The organism is Mucilaginibacter sp. P25, assembly GCF_050859465.1.
In the GTDB taxonomy this organism is placed as follows: Bacteria; Bacteroidota; Bacteroidia; order Sphingobacteriales; family Sphingobacteriaceae; genus Mucilaginibacter; species Mucilaginibacter gossypii.
Map to the genome: position 1 here is coordinate 5,606,156 of NZ_CP193937.1, position 13,656 is coordinate 5,619,811.

The 13,656-nt window shown below is 41.1% G+C and carries 15 protein-coding genes and 1 pseudogene; 5 read left to right on the plus strand and 11 right to left on the minus strand.

Going from position 1 to position 13,656, the window contains the following annotated elements:
* From ACRQ5D_RS28230 to ACRQ5D_RS28250, 5 genes are all read right to left on the minus strand, one after another.
* Complete coding sequence (locus ACRQ5D_RS28230) at window positions 1-750, minus strand: ABC transporter ATP-binding protein (RefSeq protein WP_091162655.1); 750 nt, start codon at window positions 748-750, stop codon at window positions 1-3.
* Window positions 747-1,616, minus strand: a complete 870-nt coding sequence (locus ACRQ5D_RS28235; RefSeq protein ID WP_091162654.1) for an ABC transporter permease — start codon at window positions 1,614-1,616, stop codon at window positions 747-749. The genes ACRQ5D_RS28230 and ACRQ5D_RS28235 overlap by 4 nt, the downstream gene beginning before the upstream one ends.
* Complete coding sequence (locus ACRQ5D_RS28240; RefSeq protein ID WP_431198525.1) at window positions 1,617-2,399, minus strand: ABC transporter substrate-binding protein; 783 nt, start codon at window positions 2,397-2,399, stop codon at window positions 1,617-1,619.
* On the minus strand, window positions 2,318-2,590 hold the full coding sequence (locus ACRQ5D_RS28245; RefSeq protein ID WP_431198526.1) for a hypothetical protein: 273 nt from the start codon (window positions 2,588-2,590) through the stop codon (window positions 2,318-2,320). The genes ACRQ5D_RS28240 and ACRQ5D_RS28245 overlap by 82 nt, the downstream gene beginning before the upstream one ends.
* Window positions 2,591-2,819: 229 nt before the next feature.
* Complete coding sequence (locus ACRQ5D_RS28250) at window positions 2,820-3,464, minus strand: HAD family hydrolase (protein ID WP_091162652.1); 645 nt, start codon at window positions 3,462-3,464, stop codon at window positions 2,820-2,822.
* Window positions 3,465-3,543: 79 nt separating this feature from the next.
* Here ACRQ5D_RS28250 and ACRQ5D_RS28255 point away from each other — a divergent pair, with 79 nt between their 5' ends.
* Window positions 3,544-3,687 carry a hypothetical protein gene (locus ACRQ5D_RS28255; RefSeq protein WP_432327348.1) on the plus strand — a complete coding sequence of 48 codons (144 nt, stop codon included), beginning with the start codon at window positions 3,544-3,546 and terminating at the stop codon, window positions 3,685-3,687.
* A gap of 128 nt (window positions 3,688-3,815) precedes the next feature.
* Complete coding sequence (locus ACRQ5D_RS28260; protein WP_432327350.1) at window positions 3,816-4,043, plus strand: hypothetical protein; 228 nt, start codon at window positions 3,816-3,818, stop codon at window positions 4,041-4,043.
* Window positions 4,044-4,673: 630 nt separating this feature from the next.
* On the opposite strand, the gene ACRQ5D_RS28265 is transcribed toward ACRQ5D_RS28260, so the two are convergent.
* The 5 genes from ACRQ5D_RS28265 to ACRQ5D_RS28285 form a co-directional block, all read right to left on the minus strand.
* Entirely contained in the window at window positions 4,674-4,826 is a 153-nt protein-coding gene (locus tag ACRQ5D_RS28265; RefSeq protein WP_167516102.1) for a hypothetical protein, read from the minus strand.
* Window positions 4,827-4,991: 165 nt separating this feature from the next.
* Window positions 4,992-5,399, minus strand: a complete 408-nt coding sequence (locus ACRQ5D_RS28270) for a DUF983 domain-containing protein (RefSeq protein ID WP_091162649.1) — start codon at window positions 5,397-5,399, stop codon at window positions 4,992-4,994.
* Between the two features lie 18 nt (window positions 5,400-5,417).
* Window positions 5,418-6,287: an AraC family transcriptional regulator gene (locus ACRQ5D_RS28275; protein ID WP_431198527.1), complete on the minus strand. Its 870-nt coding sequence runs from the start codon at window positions 6,285-6,287 to the stop codon at window positions 5,418-5,420.
* 90 nt (window positions 6,288-6,377) lie between these two features.
* A complete protein-coding gene (locus tag ACRQ5D_RS28280; protein ID WP_091162647.1) occupies window positions 6,378-8,135 on the minus strand; it encodes an ATP-binding protein in 1,758 nt (585 codons plus the stop codon).
* Between the two features lie 275 nt (window positions 8,136-8,410).
* A complete protein-coding gene (locus ACRQ5D_RS28285; protein ID WP_091162646.1) occupies window positions 8,411-9,361 on the minus strand; it encodes an aldo/keto reductase in 951 nt (316 codons plus the stop codon).
* Between the two features lie 183 nt (window positions 9,362-9,544).
* Between ACRQ5D_RS28285 and hscA the strand changes: the two are divergent.
* The 3 genes and pseudogenes from hscA to ACRQ5D_RS28300 all read left to right on the plus strand — a co-directional run bounded on the left by hscA (window position 9,545) and on the right by ACRQ5D_RS28300 (window position 13,252).
* Window positions 9,545-11,400, plus strand: a pseudogene (gene hscA, locus ACRQ5D_RS28290) (Fe-S protein assembly chaperone HscA).
* Window positions 11,401-11,437: 37 nt separating this feature from the next.
* Entirely contained in the window at window positions 11,438-12,430 is a 993-nt protein-coding gene (locus tag ACRQ5D_RS28295; protein WP_090527015.1) for a hypothetical protein, read from the plus strand.
* Between the two features lie 453 nt (window positions 12,431-12,883).
* Window positions 12,884-13,252: a hypothetical protein gene (locus ACRQ5D_RS28300; protein ID WP_432327353.1), complete on the plus strand. Its 369-nt coding sequence runs from the start codon at window positions 12,884-12,886 to the stop codon at window positions 13,250-13,252.
* A gap of 65 nt (window positions 13,253-13,317) precedes the next feature.
* On the opposite strand, the gene ACRQ5D_RS28305 is transcribed toward ACRQ5D_RS28300, so the two are convergent.
* Window positions 13,318-13,605 carry a hypothetical protein gene (locus tag ACRQ5D_RS28305; protein ID WP_091162643.1) on the minus strand — a complete coding sequence of 96 codons (288 nt, stop codon included), beginning with the start codon at window positions 13,603-13,605 and terminating at the stop codon, window positions 13,318-13,320.
* Window positions 13,606-13,656: the final 51 nt, after the last annotated feature.

Consider the following 13,656-nt stretch of genomic DNA (forward strand, 5'->3'; position numbering starts at 1 on the left):
TTATGCAAACCAGTCGAACAAGTCATTTTGTTTTAAAGAAGCTTTGTCAGTACCCGATAAGTCGTTAATAATCAACCCCTCGCCCATTTGTATTATTCTTGTGCCATAATTAAAAGCATCCTTCAAATTATGCGTAATGAATACCGCCGTTAAATTAAATTCGCGGATCAGTGTATCAGCTGTCCGCATTACCACGTCGGCCGAGCGTGGGTCGAGGGCCGCGGTAGGTTCGTCCAGCAATAAAACTTTACAACTATCCATCACACTCATCAGCAGGGTAAGCGCCTGCCGCTGCCCGCCCGACAAAGTACCCATCGGCTGGTCTATCTTATCCTGCAAACCCATGCCAAGGCCGGCTACTTTTTCCTGAACCTGTTTTTTAAAAGCATCATTTACCCCAACGGATAAACCTTTTCTTTTTGTGCGGATAGATGCCAGCCGGAAATTATCTAATATGCTCAAATCGGGCGCAGTGCCACTCAATGGGTTTTGAAATACCCTTGCAATCCACCGGCTGCGTTTGTAATCAGGCATGTTGGTTACATCGTTTCCGTCGATACTTATAGTGCCATTATCGGGCGATACGCTGCCGGCAATTAAATTAAGCAAGGTGGTCTTGCCTGAGCCATTCGAACCAACTATCACCAAAAACTCACCGTCTTTGATCTCCAGTGTAATGCCATTAACCGCGTTTACCTGGTTGGCTTTACCTTTATTAAATGTTTTATGCACGTCGGTTATCGTTATCATGATGATCTTAATAAGGATAAACGCGGCAGGCTTACAATTACCAGCACAAAACCGGCGGTAACTATTTTAAGTAATTTAGGGTCGACACCAACTGAGAGTGTAAACGCCAAAACCAGCTGAAATATCACTGCCCCTGCTAATACCAATACCAGACTTAACCATACCGAGGTAAGCTTAAACCAGTTAATTAATGTTTCTGCAATGATCACCGATCCTAACCCTACTATCACAATCCCAATGCCCATGCTGATATCTGCAAAACCCTGGAACTGGGCTACCAGGTAACCGCTCAAAGCCGTGAGCGCATTGGCCAGTGCCAGCCCGGTAATTTTCATCCTGTCAGTATTTACGCCTAATGAACGGATCATGGATTCACTGTTACCAGTAGCCCGCATGGCTATGCCAAAATCGGTTTTGAGCAGATGGCCGATCAGAAAAGTGATCACGATAACAAAAATGGCAAGGATCCAGAATGTATTTTGATTAAGGTCGCTCACAACACTTACTATAGTAAATAACGAAGGCAAATTGATAAGCGGTAAATTTGAGCGGCCTAAAATAGTAAGGTTAACCGAGTAAAGCGCCGTCATGACCAGGATGCCGGCCAGCAGTGCATTGATCTTTAATTTGGTATGAATAATACCGGTAAGCGCCCCCGCTGCTGCGCCTGCCAAAATCACAGCAGGTAAAATAACATAGGTGGGCTGATGATTGGTCAGCAATACTGCCGTAACCACGCCGCCCAGTGTATAACTGCCATCGGTTGTGATATCCGGAATATTGAAGATTTTCATGGATATATAAATCCCCAGCGCTATGGCCGAAAAGCATAGGCCCTGTAGTAAAGCGGTAAGGTAAAAATCCATTTATTTTACAGGCTCAAAATTTGGCGGAATGGTAATATTATATTTTTTTGCAGCAGCAGGGTTATATACCCTCTTCCTTATCTTTACCATTTCGGGTTGCAGGCCATCGGTTTTATGAGTTTTAAGAAATTGGGCTGCCTGCTCGCCGGCCTGGTACCCCCATTGATAAATATCAGCCCCAAAAGCAGCGACGGCTCCACGCTGTACCAAACCTGCTTCGCTTGTAAAAATCGGGATGTTTTTTTGATTACAGTTTTTTAGGATGGTTTCAAAAGATGCAAAAACGGTATTGTCCGGATTAGCAAAAAAGGCGTCGATGTTTTTATTTAGCAGCGACTGCGTAACCAGCTGCGCATCGGCCGAGGTATTTAACGGAAGTGCTACAATATCAACGTTTAGCCCTGCGGCCAATGATTTAATACGGTTTAAGGCATCGGCCGATTGCGGCTCCGACTGATTATAGATCATCCCGATAACCAGTTTTGCGCCCTTAGGCTTAAGCAGTTTGGGAATAATGCTGAACGAAGTATCAATATAGTTTAACTCTTCTACTGCGCCGAAAAGGTTGGCGGGCGCTTTCCCGTTGGCATCAGTTACCTTCATGCGTTCGGCAGTTGGGGATACCATGGCAAAAACGGGGATATATTTTGTTTTTTGAAGCGCTGTTACTGTTGATAATGTTGTACAAGTTGCCAGCAGGTTTACACTATCAGTAACAAAGTGGTTAACGATTTGCGTAAGCGTTGGGATATCGCCCTGGGCATTGCTGTATTCAATTTGCACCGTCTTTTTTCTTCGCTGAAACCATTTTTGTTCAAGGCATCAGTAAAACCTTTGCGGGCCTGTGATATGGTGGCATCTTCAAAAGCATCAACAAAACCAACTACAGGCACCTGCATTGATTTGGTTTTGGGTTTACAGGATACGAAAAAAACAAGTACTATAGCTACCGGCAGATATTTGATAAACTTCATTTTACTAAATTAACTTTTTAGCCGTAAAGCTGAAAGTACAATGGCAAAACCCGAAAATTGTTTTACAATAAGATTATCATTATACGAAAGCTTAAAGCAGAACACACAAAGCCAAACCGGCAAGCCAATTACAAAGTCGTTTAATTATGTATAATAATTTACTGCATTACCTTTCCAGGCAACGAGCTTAACAACTATTCAACCCTAATATGATTAAAACACAATTAGTTTAAAGCAGCTCTTTAAGCCCGGCAAAATTACTGATGGTTGCTACCATGCCATCAGGCACAACGCCAAAACCATAATTTGCAAAAATAAAAGGTACACCGGCTTGTTTGGCGGCATTATAATCGCCCATGGTATCACCTACGTAAACCGGGGCTTTCAATTGGTGATCATTAACCACATCTTTGATATTATCGGCCTTAGGGTTCCCTTTTGTGCCGAAACACTGGTGTCCAAGAAAATGGCCATGCAATTGGTTCAGATCCAAAAACAGTTCGATATAACCGTTTTGACAATTGCTCACTATATAAAGTTTGTAATTTGCAGCAAGGTATTTAAGGGTATCTTCCAGTTGAGGGTAAAGTTCGCCCCCTTTGGTGAACAGGATCTCCAATTCACTTACGGCACAAAGAGCCTGCACTTCTTTGCGTTGCTCTGCATTAAGATCAGGGAATAACTTATCAAAAATTGCATCGTAGGTCATGCCGGTAATAGAACGCACGCGTTCCTGCGTCATTTCCTCGTTAATATATTCTACCTTACTGATTGCCGCCTGCCATGCAAGGGCAACATTAGCGGTACTATCCCAAAGGGTACCATCAAGGTCAAAAATTATGCTGTCGTATTTATTTTTAAGCGAATCATTCATATCGCCGGCAAAAGTAAAAGTTTATTAGCCGCCTTGCATAATGATGTTAATTTATTTGCTACTTTAACTGAATAAAACCATGATCACAATTAAAACGGTTTCTTTAAGCCCTGATGAAAAGGCTGAATTGGAAAAGGCTTTACGCAAATTCGCAGCGAAGCGTGAAACTAATTTCGATTTTATATCATCAGAAGTATCTATGGGAGCAGATAAAATCTTTTAGGTTATGAAGGCAATCGCAACATACATTTTACCCGCCCACGCACGTTTATAGATCGCTATCTCCCAAAGCTGATTATCAACCTACCCCGTAACACAACTGATTTATTTTACAGGTTAAGGCTGAGTAACATGAGTACTGCAGTGTTAGTATTGCTGGTAATTGGGATTGCAGCCGGTATTATTTCCGCATCCATCGGCGAGGGTACGATTGAGGCTTTGATTTACCCGCCTGGTTTTCTTTTTATGTTTGCTTTGGGTACTTTACTGGAGTATAAACTTTCTGCTTTAAAAGTTAAAAAGGCTATATCAAAATATCGGCTGTTAAAACACCGGTATATTGAGGAAGAAAGTTTGTAATATGTTCATATCAAAAATAGTGCCCAGGCCAACTCTTACCAACAGCCTGGCATAATTTTTTTAAAGAATTTGTAACATAATGGATTTTTTATTTGTACATTTAAATATTCGCCGTCATCTATTAAAAATTGCGTAAAACTACGTACGCAAAACGGTGAAATCCCTGATTACTTTTTATATAGCGTTGGTTATTTTTGGAGCATAATATGTTTCTGAACATCCGGAGGCATCTTTTAAAGACTTATACCTTGCTTATGAAATTATTTTACCATTTTCTTGTTTTGGTTGGGACATCTCTCATTTTGGTAGCTTGTGCCAATATGTTTTCCTCAACACCCGAAAAAAAATCGATAAACCTGCGCAACGCAGCGGCATCTACTTAGGCAAAGATTCATTGTATAATTCAGAAACAAACACCCGGCTCACATTCTCGGATTCTTATTACCGTGATGTTTTAAACCGGTATACAAGCGGCAACCACCAGGCCTGGCACAAAATCAATAACAATTTATTTATTGCCGCAAATTACCTGGGCCTTAACCCAATAGAAAAATAATTTAGTTTAATAGTTAGTTAGTTAGGAACAGTTGTAAACAGTCGCAGCAGAACGCTCCGACTGTTTTTTTATGATCAGAATTTGGGAAATGAACCCAGGCCAAAAAATATCGCGAATAAAGGGATAGCCAACAAAAAGTATGCTTTTGCCAATTGTCTGTCATCGGCATTCCCAACTACAAATACATTATATAGATCGGCTTTCAGTGATTTAAGTTTCGCTTTCATGATAATAGATTTTAAGCAATTATAAACAGCTTAATTTCAAATACTTATTTAATTTATATAAATCAAGCTTGTTATTATTATGACTGTAGCGGCGGATTTTGGTTTAAATGAAAATGCCCTTAATTTTTTAATCAAGGGCATCTGTATGTATTTCAGTCAATTAAATTATTTCGTTTTATCCTCGCTCATCTCCGGATGATAATGTAAGCCCGGTGTAAGCCAGTGCAAAAGCATCACCCTTGAATACCTGAAATTAAATGGCGCTAAAACTACCGCTACTCCTAAAATAATAGTTACATACAACCAGGGGTTACTGCTGCCTGTTAAAACGCTGATAGCAACTGCTAGTGTAACCATCTCAGCAACGTTAAGCGCATAACTGGCAAACATGGCTACATAAAAATAACCGGGTTCACGCTCATACACCAGGCCGCAGTGTGAACATGTTTTATGCATCTCCTGTCCTTTAAATTCATACATACCGGTAGCAAACAGGTCGCCGCGCCTGCAACGCGGACATTTGGCGTTTACAAAGGCAGACCAGGCGGATAATTTATATTTAGGGGTTTCCATAACGTTATGATTTATTGTTTAAGGTTTTTTTCTGAATTCTTCGGGGGTAATGCCCTCAATTTTTTTAAAGAACTTGGTAAAATAGGAGTTATCACTAAAATTTAGGTTAAAAGCTATCTCACTTATATTAAGTCGCGGATTGGTCAATAGCCTTTTTGCTTCAAGCAAAGTTCTGTTACGGATCACCTCTCCTGCCGACAGGCCAAGCACATCTTTACATACCGCGTTTAAATGATTGGGGGTAATATAAAGCAGTTCTGCATAATCTTTAGGGAGCTTTACATCGATATAATGCTGTTCAATCAGCTTCTGAAAGTTACGGATCAGCGTTTGATTATAGCCCTGTTTGCCAAAGCTATCGCCTTTGCCCTGGCAACGATTTATTAGAATGAAAAGCTGAAGCATAAGCACCCTTACCATATCGCTACCCAAAACTGCAGGCTTTTCAACTTCAGATACAATCCTTTCAAAAAGGGTAATGATTTCGGGTAACTGGTTGGCAGGTAAGTCAACCACCTCATCCTTTGGATTGCCGTTCAAAAAGTTAAAATTGTCAAAGTAGCCTGAGCGTAATAAAAACGACTGGATAAACGAGCTTGAGAAATTGATAATATAACCGTCAGTAAAACCTTCAAAAGCCCATGAATGCACCTGCCCGGGAATCATAAAGTAAATCTGCCCCGGCCTTACCTCAAAGCTTTCAAAGTCAATGGTATGTGATCCTCCGCCATCAGTAAACAATACCAGGTGGTAAAACGAGTGGCGGTGCGGGAAGAAAAGGTTTTTATGAGCATCCAGATAAGACGCAAACCTGCTGATCAGGATGTCGTCCTGTTTAATATCATCGGCAAGTGTGCAAATATCAATTGTGGGAATGCTTTGTAACATGACACAAAACTACACACAATAGCTTTGCCCTTAATGGTACTATTTTTATTTTGTATGGTACTAATCAACGATTGACAATTTTTTAATAAATCACGTCCATTTTTGGATGATATCTTCCAGCCGTTCAAAAGTAAAAGGTTTACTTACAAAATCTTTCATACCGGCCTGGGTGCATTCACGCTCATTTTCGCTAAGCACGTTGGCTGTCATGGCAATAATAGGCGGAGCGCCTTTACCATGCTTTGTTAATATATGGCGGGTAGCCTGTAAACCATCCATTTCGGGCATTTGAATGTCCATGAATATCAGATCGTAGTTACACTGCTCAACCATATTTACCGCGGCCAATCCATTTTCGGCAATATCAATATTATAACCAACCTTTTTAAAAATCTTACTGGCTATTAACTGGTTCATTTTATTATCCTCGGCTAATAAAATGCGTAACGGCCGGTACTGAAAAGCTTCCTTTTCATCCGGTTGCATCTCCGGTTCAATAATGCCATAGGTAACATGTAAAGGCAAGGTAAAGCTAAACAATGAGCCCTGGGCTTCCTTACTTTCTACCCAGATTCTGCCGTGCATCATCTCCACAAGTTTTTTGCAAATGGATAAGCCCAGCCCCGTACCGCCATATTTGCGCAAGGCGGTAGTATTTACCTGTGTAAATGGTTTAAATAACTGTGCTAATGCCTCTTCACTTATGCCAATCCCGTCATCTTTGATGCTAAAGGTTATGTCCTGGACGTTGTTCCTGATCTCAGATGCTGTGACGCGTAAACTTACCGAACCTTCGTCGGTAAACTTAATGGCATTTCCGATCAAATTAACCAGGATTTGCTGAAGCCTGCCCTCATCTGCTATTACATAGTTTGCCACATTAGCATCAACATCATAGGTTAAGCTTAGGGGTTTGTGAAGGGATGTAATGGCCGGTTCAGTAATTTCAATAACTGTTTTTATGCAGTTACGCAAATGCGTTGAAACCGGGTGAAGGACCAGTTTATCTGCTTCGATTTTTGAAATATCAAGAATATCACTGATGATGTTAATCAATAAATTACTGCTCGATTGTAAAGTTTGAAGCAGTTCCTGCTGCTCGGGCTGTAAATTAGTACGTGATAGCAATTGGGCGGTACCGATGATACCGTTAAGTGGCGTGCGAATTTCGTGGCTCATATTGGCCAGAAAGTTCGATTTGGCAAACGTGGCCGCCTCAGCCTGGTCACGTGAGGCCGAAAGTTCAATTTGAGAAGCTTGCAGCTCTTCACCCTTACGAATCAGGTCGCGCTTATCGGTTTCGTGGCTTTTTTTAATAAAACCTACCAGCAGCCCAACAGTCAATATGTTTACCACAGCCGAAGTGATGAGGTCAGATTCTTTTGACGCGGTACTATCATAAGGCTGTACTAAACCAGGAAAATGTTTTTCGATAAAGTAGCATCCTAAAAATATAGCTATTAGCGCGCCGATAAAAATATAATGATATCGTTTTTTTACAAGCAGGGTTATAAGTACAATAAAAAAGACTCCCGAAAGCGTTGTTGATCCGGAGATACCGCCATTGTAAAACCAGCCCGGAATAATTGCAAACAGCCCTAAGCAAATGTAAATGAGGGTTGCATCCTCTTTATACTTTACGAACCTGCTCCTGTAAAAAGCCCAGCCCGACATCAGTATCACAAAAAGCTCAACAAGCTCAAGCTTATAACTTAAGCCTAAAAACAAATTGCAGATTAGCGAAAAAACGCTGCTGGCACAAATGAATAATGAGAGCGCATTAAACAGCTTATTCTCCAGCGACAAATCAGGCATCCCGTAGCCAATAATCCGCTTCAGCTTTTCCATTTAAAATAAAAAATTAATTAGAGAGAACTCTTTATACTCAAAAACAGGGAGTTCGGTTTAGTAAATAAACTATTTTTTAGGAAATATTTAAAACTTTAGTGTTTAAAAAAGTAAAAAACAGGATATTATTGTTTAATAATTAATTTAAAAAATCAATGTAATTATTAAGTAATCCAAAGTAAGTGATTGGAATGCTAATCAGGTAACTAAAAGCAAACAGCGCAGCTTTCATTTAAAAAGCGCGCTGTTATATATAGTGAAATATAAATTAATATTTAATAAACACTGGCGATATTCAGCATTTCAATAGCTTCATTATTTAATTTCAAAGCGGCTGATACAACAAGATCATTAAGCTGCTCCAAACTGGTGGCACTAACAATGGGTGCTGTAATACCGGGCCTCGCAATTAACCACGCCAGTGCAATTGCCGACTGACTGGTTTGATACTGCCCGGCAAGGTCGTCCAGGGCTTTTAATATCCTGTAGCCTCTTTGGTTAAGATATTTCTTAACCATCCCCGCGCGGCTGCTTCCCTTCAGGTCGGCTTCCGAACGGTATTTGCCGCTTAAAAAACCGCTGGCCAACGAAAAATAACTGATCACCCCAAGGTTTTGCTCTTTAATAAAGGGCTCGTAAGTGGTTTCATATTTTTCCCTGTCGAACAGGTTATATTCGGGCTGAAGCGTTTGATAAGCTATCAGGCCTTCTTCAATACTCGTTTTGAGCGACTCATGCAAACGTTCGACAGACATATTGGAAGTACCTATAGCCCTCACCTTACCATCCTGCACCAGTTGATCATAAGCACGCAGGGTTTCTTCAACCGGGGTTGAGGGATCGTCGTAATGGGTTTGATACAAATCAATGTAATCGGTTTGCAAGCGCTTTAATGAAGCCTCGGCCGATTTAATAATGTAATCCTTTTTAAGCCCTTTGCTGCCCGAATCCATTTCGGCGCCTACTTTAGTGGCTATAACTACTTTATCGCGTTTGCCGCTTTGCCTAAGCCAGTTACCAATTTCGGTTTCCGACTCGCCGCCTTTATTGCCCTCAACCCAGCGCGAGTAAACATCAGCAGTATCGATAGTATTAAACCCGGCATCCACAAATGCATCCAGTAAAAGGCCCGTATCTTTACCTTTAACAGTCCACCCAAACACATTGCCGCCAAAAACCAATGGCGCTGTTGATATGCCGGATGCTCCTAATTCACGATTTTTCATAATAATTTATTTAGGGTATTACAGGGATAAAGCGGTGTTAAGCGTATTTGTTTGACAGTATAATGAAATAAAGGCTCAACCTGCGATGATGTTACAAAACGCACAAAACTTAACAAATTAGAGATTGAGAAGACATATCCTCAACCAAAACTAAGTACATTTGCGCTTTGTTAACTTAATATAATGGCTAAAGTTTCTATCAACCTGGCAACAGGCTCATTGCAAAAAGAAGAGATCATTGTAGGCATCGATCTGGGTACCACTAACTCGCTGGTAGCATTCATCAACCCTGGTAAAAACCCGCAGGTAATTAATGATGCAGGCAAAGGTGTATTGGTGCCCTCTGTAGTTCATTTTGGTGATGCAGGCGATGTGCTGGTTGGTAATGAGGCAAAAGAGTTCCTGATAACCGATCCACAAAATACAATATTTTCGGTTAAACGCTTGCTTGGCCGCAGTTACCACGATATTGAAAACTACAAAGACTTTTTTAGCTATAAAGTAATTGACGACGATACCGAAAGCCTGGTAAAGATCAAAGTAGGCGATAAATTTTACACCCCTATCGAGCTATCGGCCCAGATATTGAAAGAGCTTAAGGCCCGTGCCGAGCATGCCCTTAAAACCCCGGTTAACCGTGCTGTGATCACTGTTCCGGCATATTTTAATGATTCGCAGCGCCAGGCCACCCGTGATGCTGGTAAACTTGCAGGGCTTGATGTGTTGCGGATAGTTAACGAACCTACCGCGGCAAGTTTGGCTTATGGGATAGGCCTAAACCCCGAAGAAACTAAAACTATAGCAGTTTATGACCTTGGCGGCGGCACCTTTGATGTGTCCATATTGCAAATACAAAACGGCATTTTTGAAGTACTATCTACCAATGGCGATACATTTTTAGGCGGCGACGATTTCGACCGTATTATTGTTGATTACTGGATTGAGAAAAACCAGCTTAATAAAGCCGAAGTGCTTGCCAATACCGAACTGGCCCAGCAACTGCGCCTAAAGGCCGAAGAAGCCAAAAAAGCCTTCGCACACCAAAGCTTGGTTAATGATAAAATCGGCGAGATCTGGTGTACACTTGACCGCACTACTTTTGAAGAACTGATATTACCAAAAGTACAGCAAACCATCACCAGTTGCCAAAACGCGCTTAAGGATGCAAAACTAACTATCGATCAAATTGATGAAGTGGTTATGGTTGGCGGCTCAACCCGTACGGCATTGGTTAAACGTATGGTTGCTGAGTTTTTTGGTCGCCCGGTGCATGATGATGTGAACCCTGATGAAGTAGTTGCTTTAGGCGCCGCCATACAGGCCGATATTTTAGCAGGCAACCGTAAAGATATTTTACTATTAGATGTTACCCCCTGTCCTTAGGTATTGAAACCATGGGCGGCCTGATGGATGTTATTATTCCCCGTAATTCCAAGGTGCCAACCAAGGGAGGCAGGCAATATACGACATCAATAGACGGACAGGTAAACATGAAAATTGCCGTTTACCAGGGCGAGCGCGATCTGATCAAAGAAAACCGTAAACTCGCCGAGTTTGATTTAAAAGGCATCCCTTCCATGCCTGCAGGTTTCCCTAAAGTTGATATTAACTTTTTATTAAATGCCGACGGTATCCTAACCATACAGGCCATCGAACTACGTTCGGGCGTAAAGCAGGAGGTTGAAGTAAAACCAACCTATGGCATTACCGACGAACAGGTGGAACAAATGCTGATGGACAGCATTACCCACGCCAAAGATGATGTAAATCAGCGGATGCTTATTGAGGCGCGCACTGAAGGCGAACAAATGGTTTATACCGTTGAACGCTTCCTGCAAAAAAATGCTGATTATGTTTCGGTTACAGAAATTGCCGATACTACCAAACTTGTTCAGAAACTGAAAGAGGCCCTCACCAGCGACGATAAAGACCTGATTTTAAAAACGATTGATGAGGTTAACGAGTTCACTCGTCCGTTTGCCGAACGCTTAATGGATCAGGCAATAAGTACAGCTATGAAGGGCAAAAGTATAGAATAGGCACAGATATTGCTCATTAAGTCAAAAATCTTAAAATTTGAAAAGGACAATTTCTGCTTTAGCCCTGTTTATTTTTATTGCCGTTGCTAATACGGCCTGTTCTACAACCCGCAAACATTTCCGCGATACGTCGGCAAGGTCATCCATGCTGGATACTTTAAAGTACGATTCGCTGATGAAAAAACTGGCCAATGGCGATAAAAGTGGTCGCTGGCCGGTAAAAACCAAAGAATATCCGCTTCCCGGAGCTATTTTACCATTTAACCGCATTGTAGCGTTTTATGGTAACCTCTATTCAAAAAACATGGGCGTGCTGGGCCAATACCCACGCAAAACCATGCTCAATAAATTAAAGGAAGAGGTAAAGAACTGGGAAAAGGCTGATACAGCTACTAACGTGGTACCGGCCTTACATTATATCTGCGTAACGGCCCAGGCTGATGCCGGCCGTAATGGTCTGCATAACTTACGGATGCCCTTTAGCCAGATTGATACCGTGATTAGCTGGGCAAAAAGCATCAATGCACTTGTGTTTTTAGATATCCAGGTTGGCTTCAGCACAGTACAAACCGAATTGCCTTTATTAGAGAAATACATGAAGATGCCAAACGTTCATTTAGGCATCGACCCGGAATTTTCTATGAAGGAAGGCAGTGTGCCCGGCAAACGCATAGGTACCTTTGATGCCGATGATATTAACTACGTAACCGGCTACCTGGCCAAACTGGCAAAAAAGAATGACCTCCCACCTAAAATATTTGTTGTACACCGCTTTACCAAACGCATGGTAACCAACTACAAGGATATTAAATTACGTCCCGAAGTACAGGTAGTGATGGATATGGATGGCTGGGGTGGTCCGGAACTTAAAAAAGGCACTTACAAATATTTTATTTCAGAAGAGCCTGTACAGTTCACCGGCTTTAAACTTTTTTATAAAAACGACTTAAAAAACGAACCACACAGGATGCTTACGCCTAAGGAAGTGTTAAGTCTGAAGCCTGCCCCTATTTATATTCAGTACCAGTAGTGATGAACTATAAGACTTACGAAGCTTTAAAAGCTTCGTAAGTTATAAGTTATTTAGTATTGGTAAAAGTTAACATTTCGGTTAAACTGGTTTCATATATTTAACCCATCTAAGCTTTATATATGAAACTTTTATTAAAGTATGTTTCTCTTTTTCCTTTGTTATTTTAGGAAAATGTGCCTCTGCTCAAAACGGATTGCCCGCTGTTAACAATACATTTAACACGCAAAACATGGACTCACAAATGGATCGACAGACGCCTCTCGCTATGTGGGACTTTTGGAGTGATCACAACAAGAGTACCAACAACCCAGAGTATACTTTCCTGGTAACGATGCGCAACGGATCTAAAAAGAAGTTAAGTCCAGAATTTACGTAGATGCCTATGTACACAAAAGTTACCTGCTGTTTGTTGATCAGTCACTATCTAAAGCGGATACAAACAGGGAACAAGTGATATATCCTGAACAAACTATTGAAATAGCCCGAAACCTTACACCTCCATCAGCTGAAAAAAATGCCAATACTTTGGCCCCCCATTATTATGCAGGCATCGCTAATGATAGCTGCTGGATGTTTAAATTTATAAGCGGCCCCATTAATGCATACTCGCTTTTAAGTGACCCCGAAGGGAAAATGTTCAATCCAAAATCCATCGTTGCTATACAGCTCAACAACGGGCCTATTATCCAATATAACGAAGAAAATCTACGGGTTATGGTTGGTGACGATCTTGACGCTATTGAAAGCATCCAATGGAAAAATTATCTCCAGGCCATAAAAAGATATAACCGGAATAGTGGAAAAATCAACAAGAAATAATGGTGCTTTAGTATTACCACGACTATAAAAATAAAATCCCCGAGAACGGGGATTTTATTTTTAACTTATTTTCCTAATGCTTCCTGCTCTTTCAGGGCGGCTATATTGTTGCTGTCGCTATAGCTTGCGGTTTGATTAGCAAAATCCTCAAGGATGGCTGCAATAGTATCCAGGTTTTCTGATACACGCTGGTGCATATCGGGCAGATCTTTTTCAAGGCGTTTATCACCAAGTTCGATATTATCAACTTCTATTTTAGTTAACTTAGCAATAATAGCCTGCTGGCTGTTTTTCAGGTCTTCCAGTTCATGGACAATTTTTTCCATCAGTCCAAATTTCTTTAACTTATCCATAATGTGTGGTTTTAAGTATCACTTTATATTTTAACCACACCAATAAAAAAT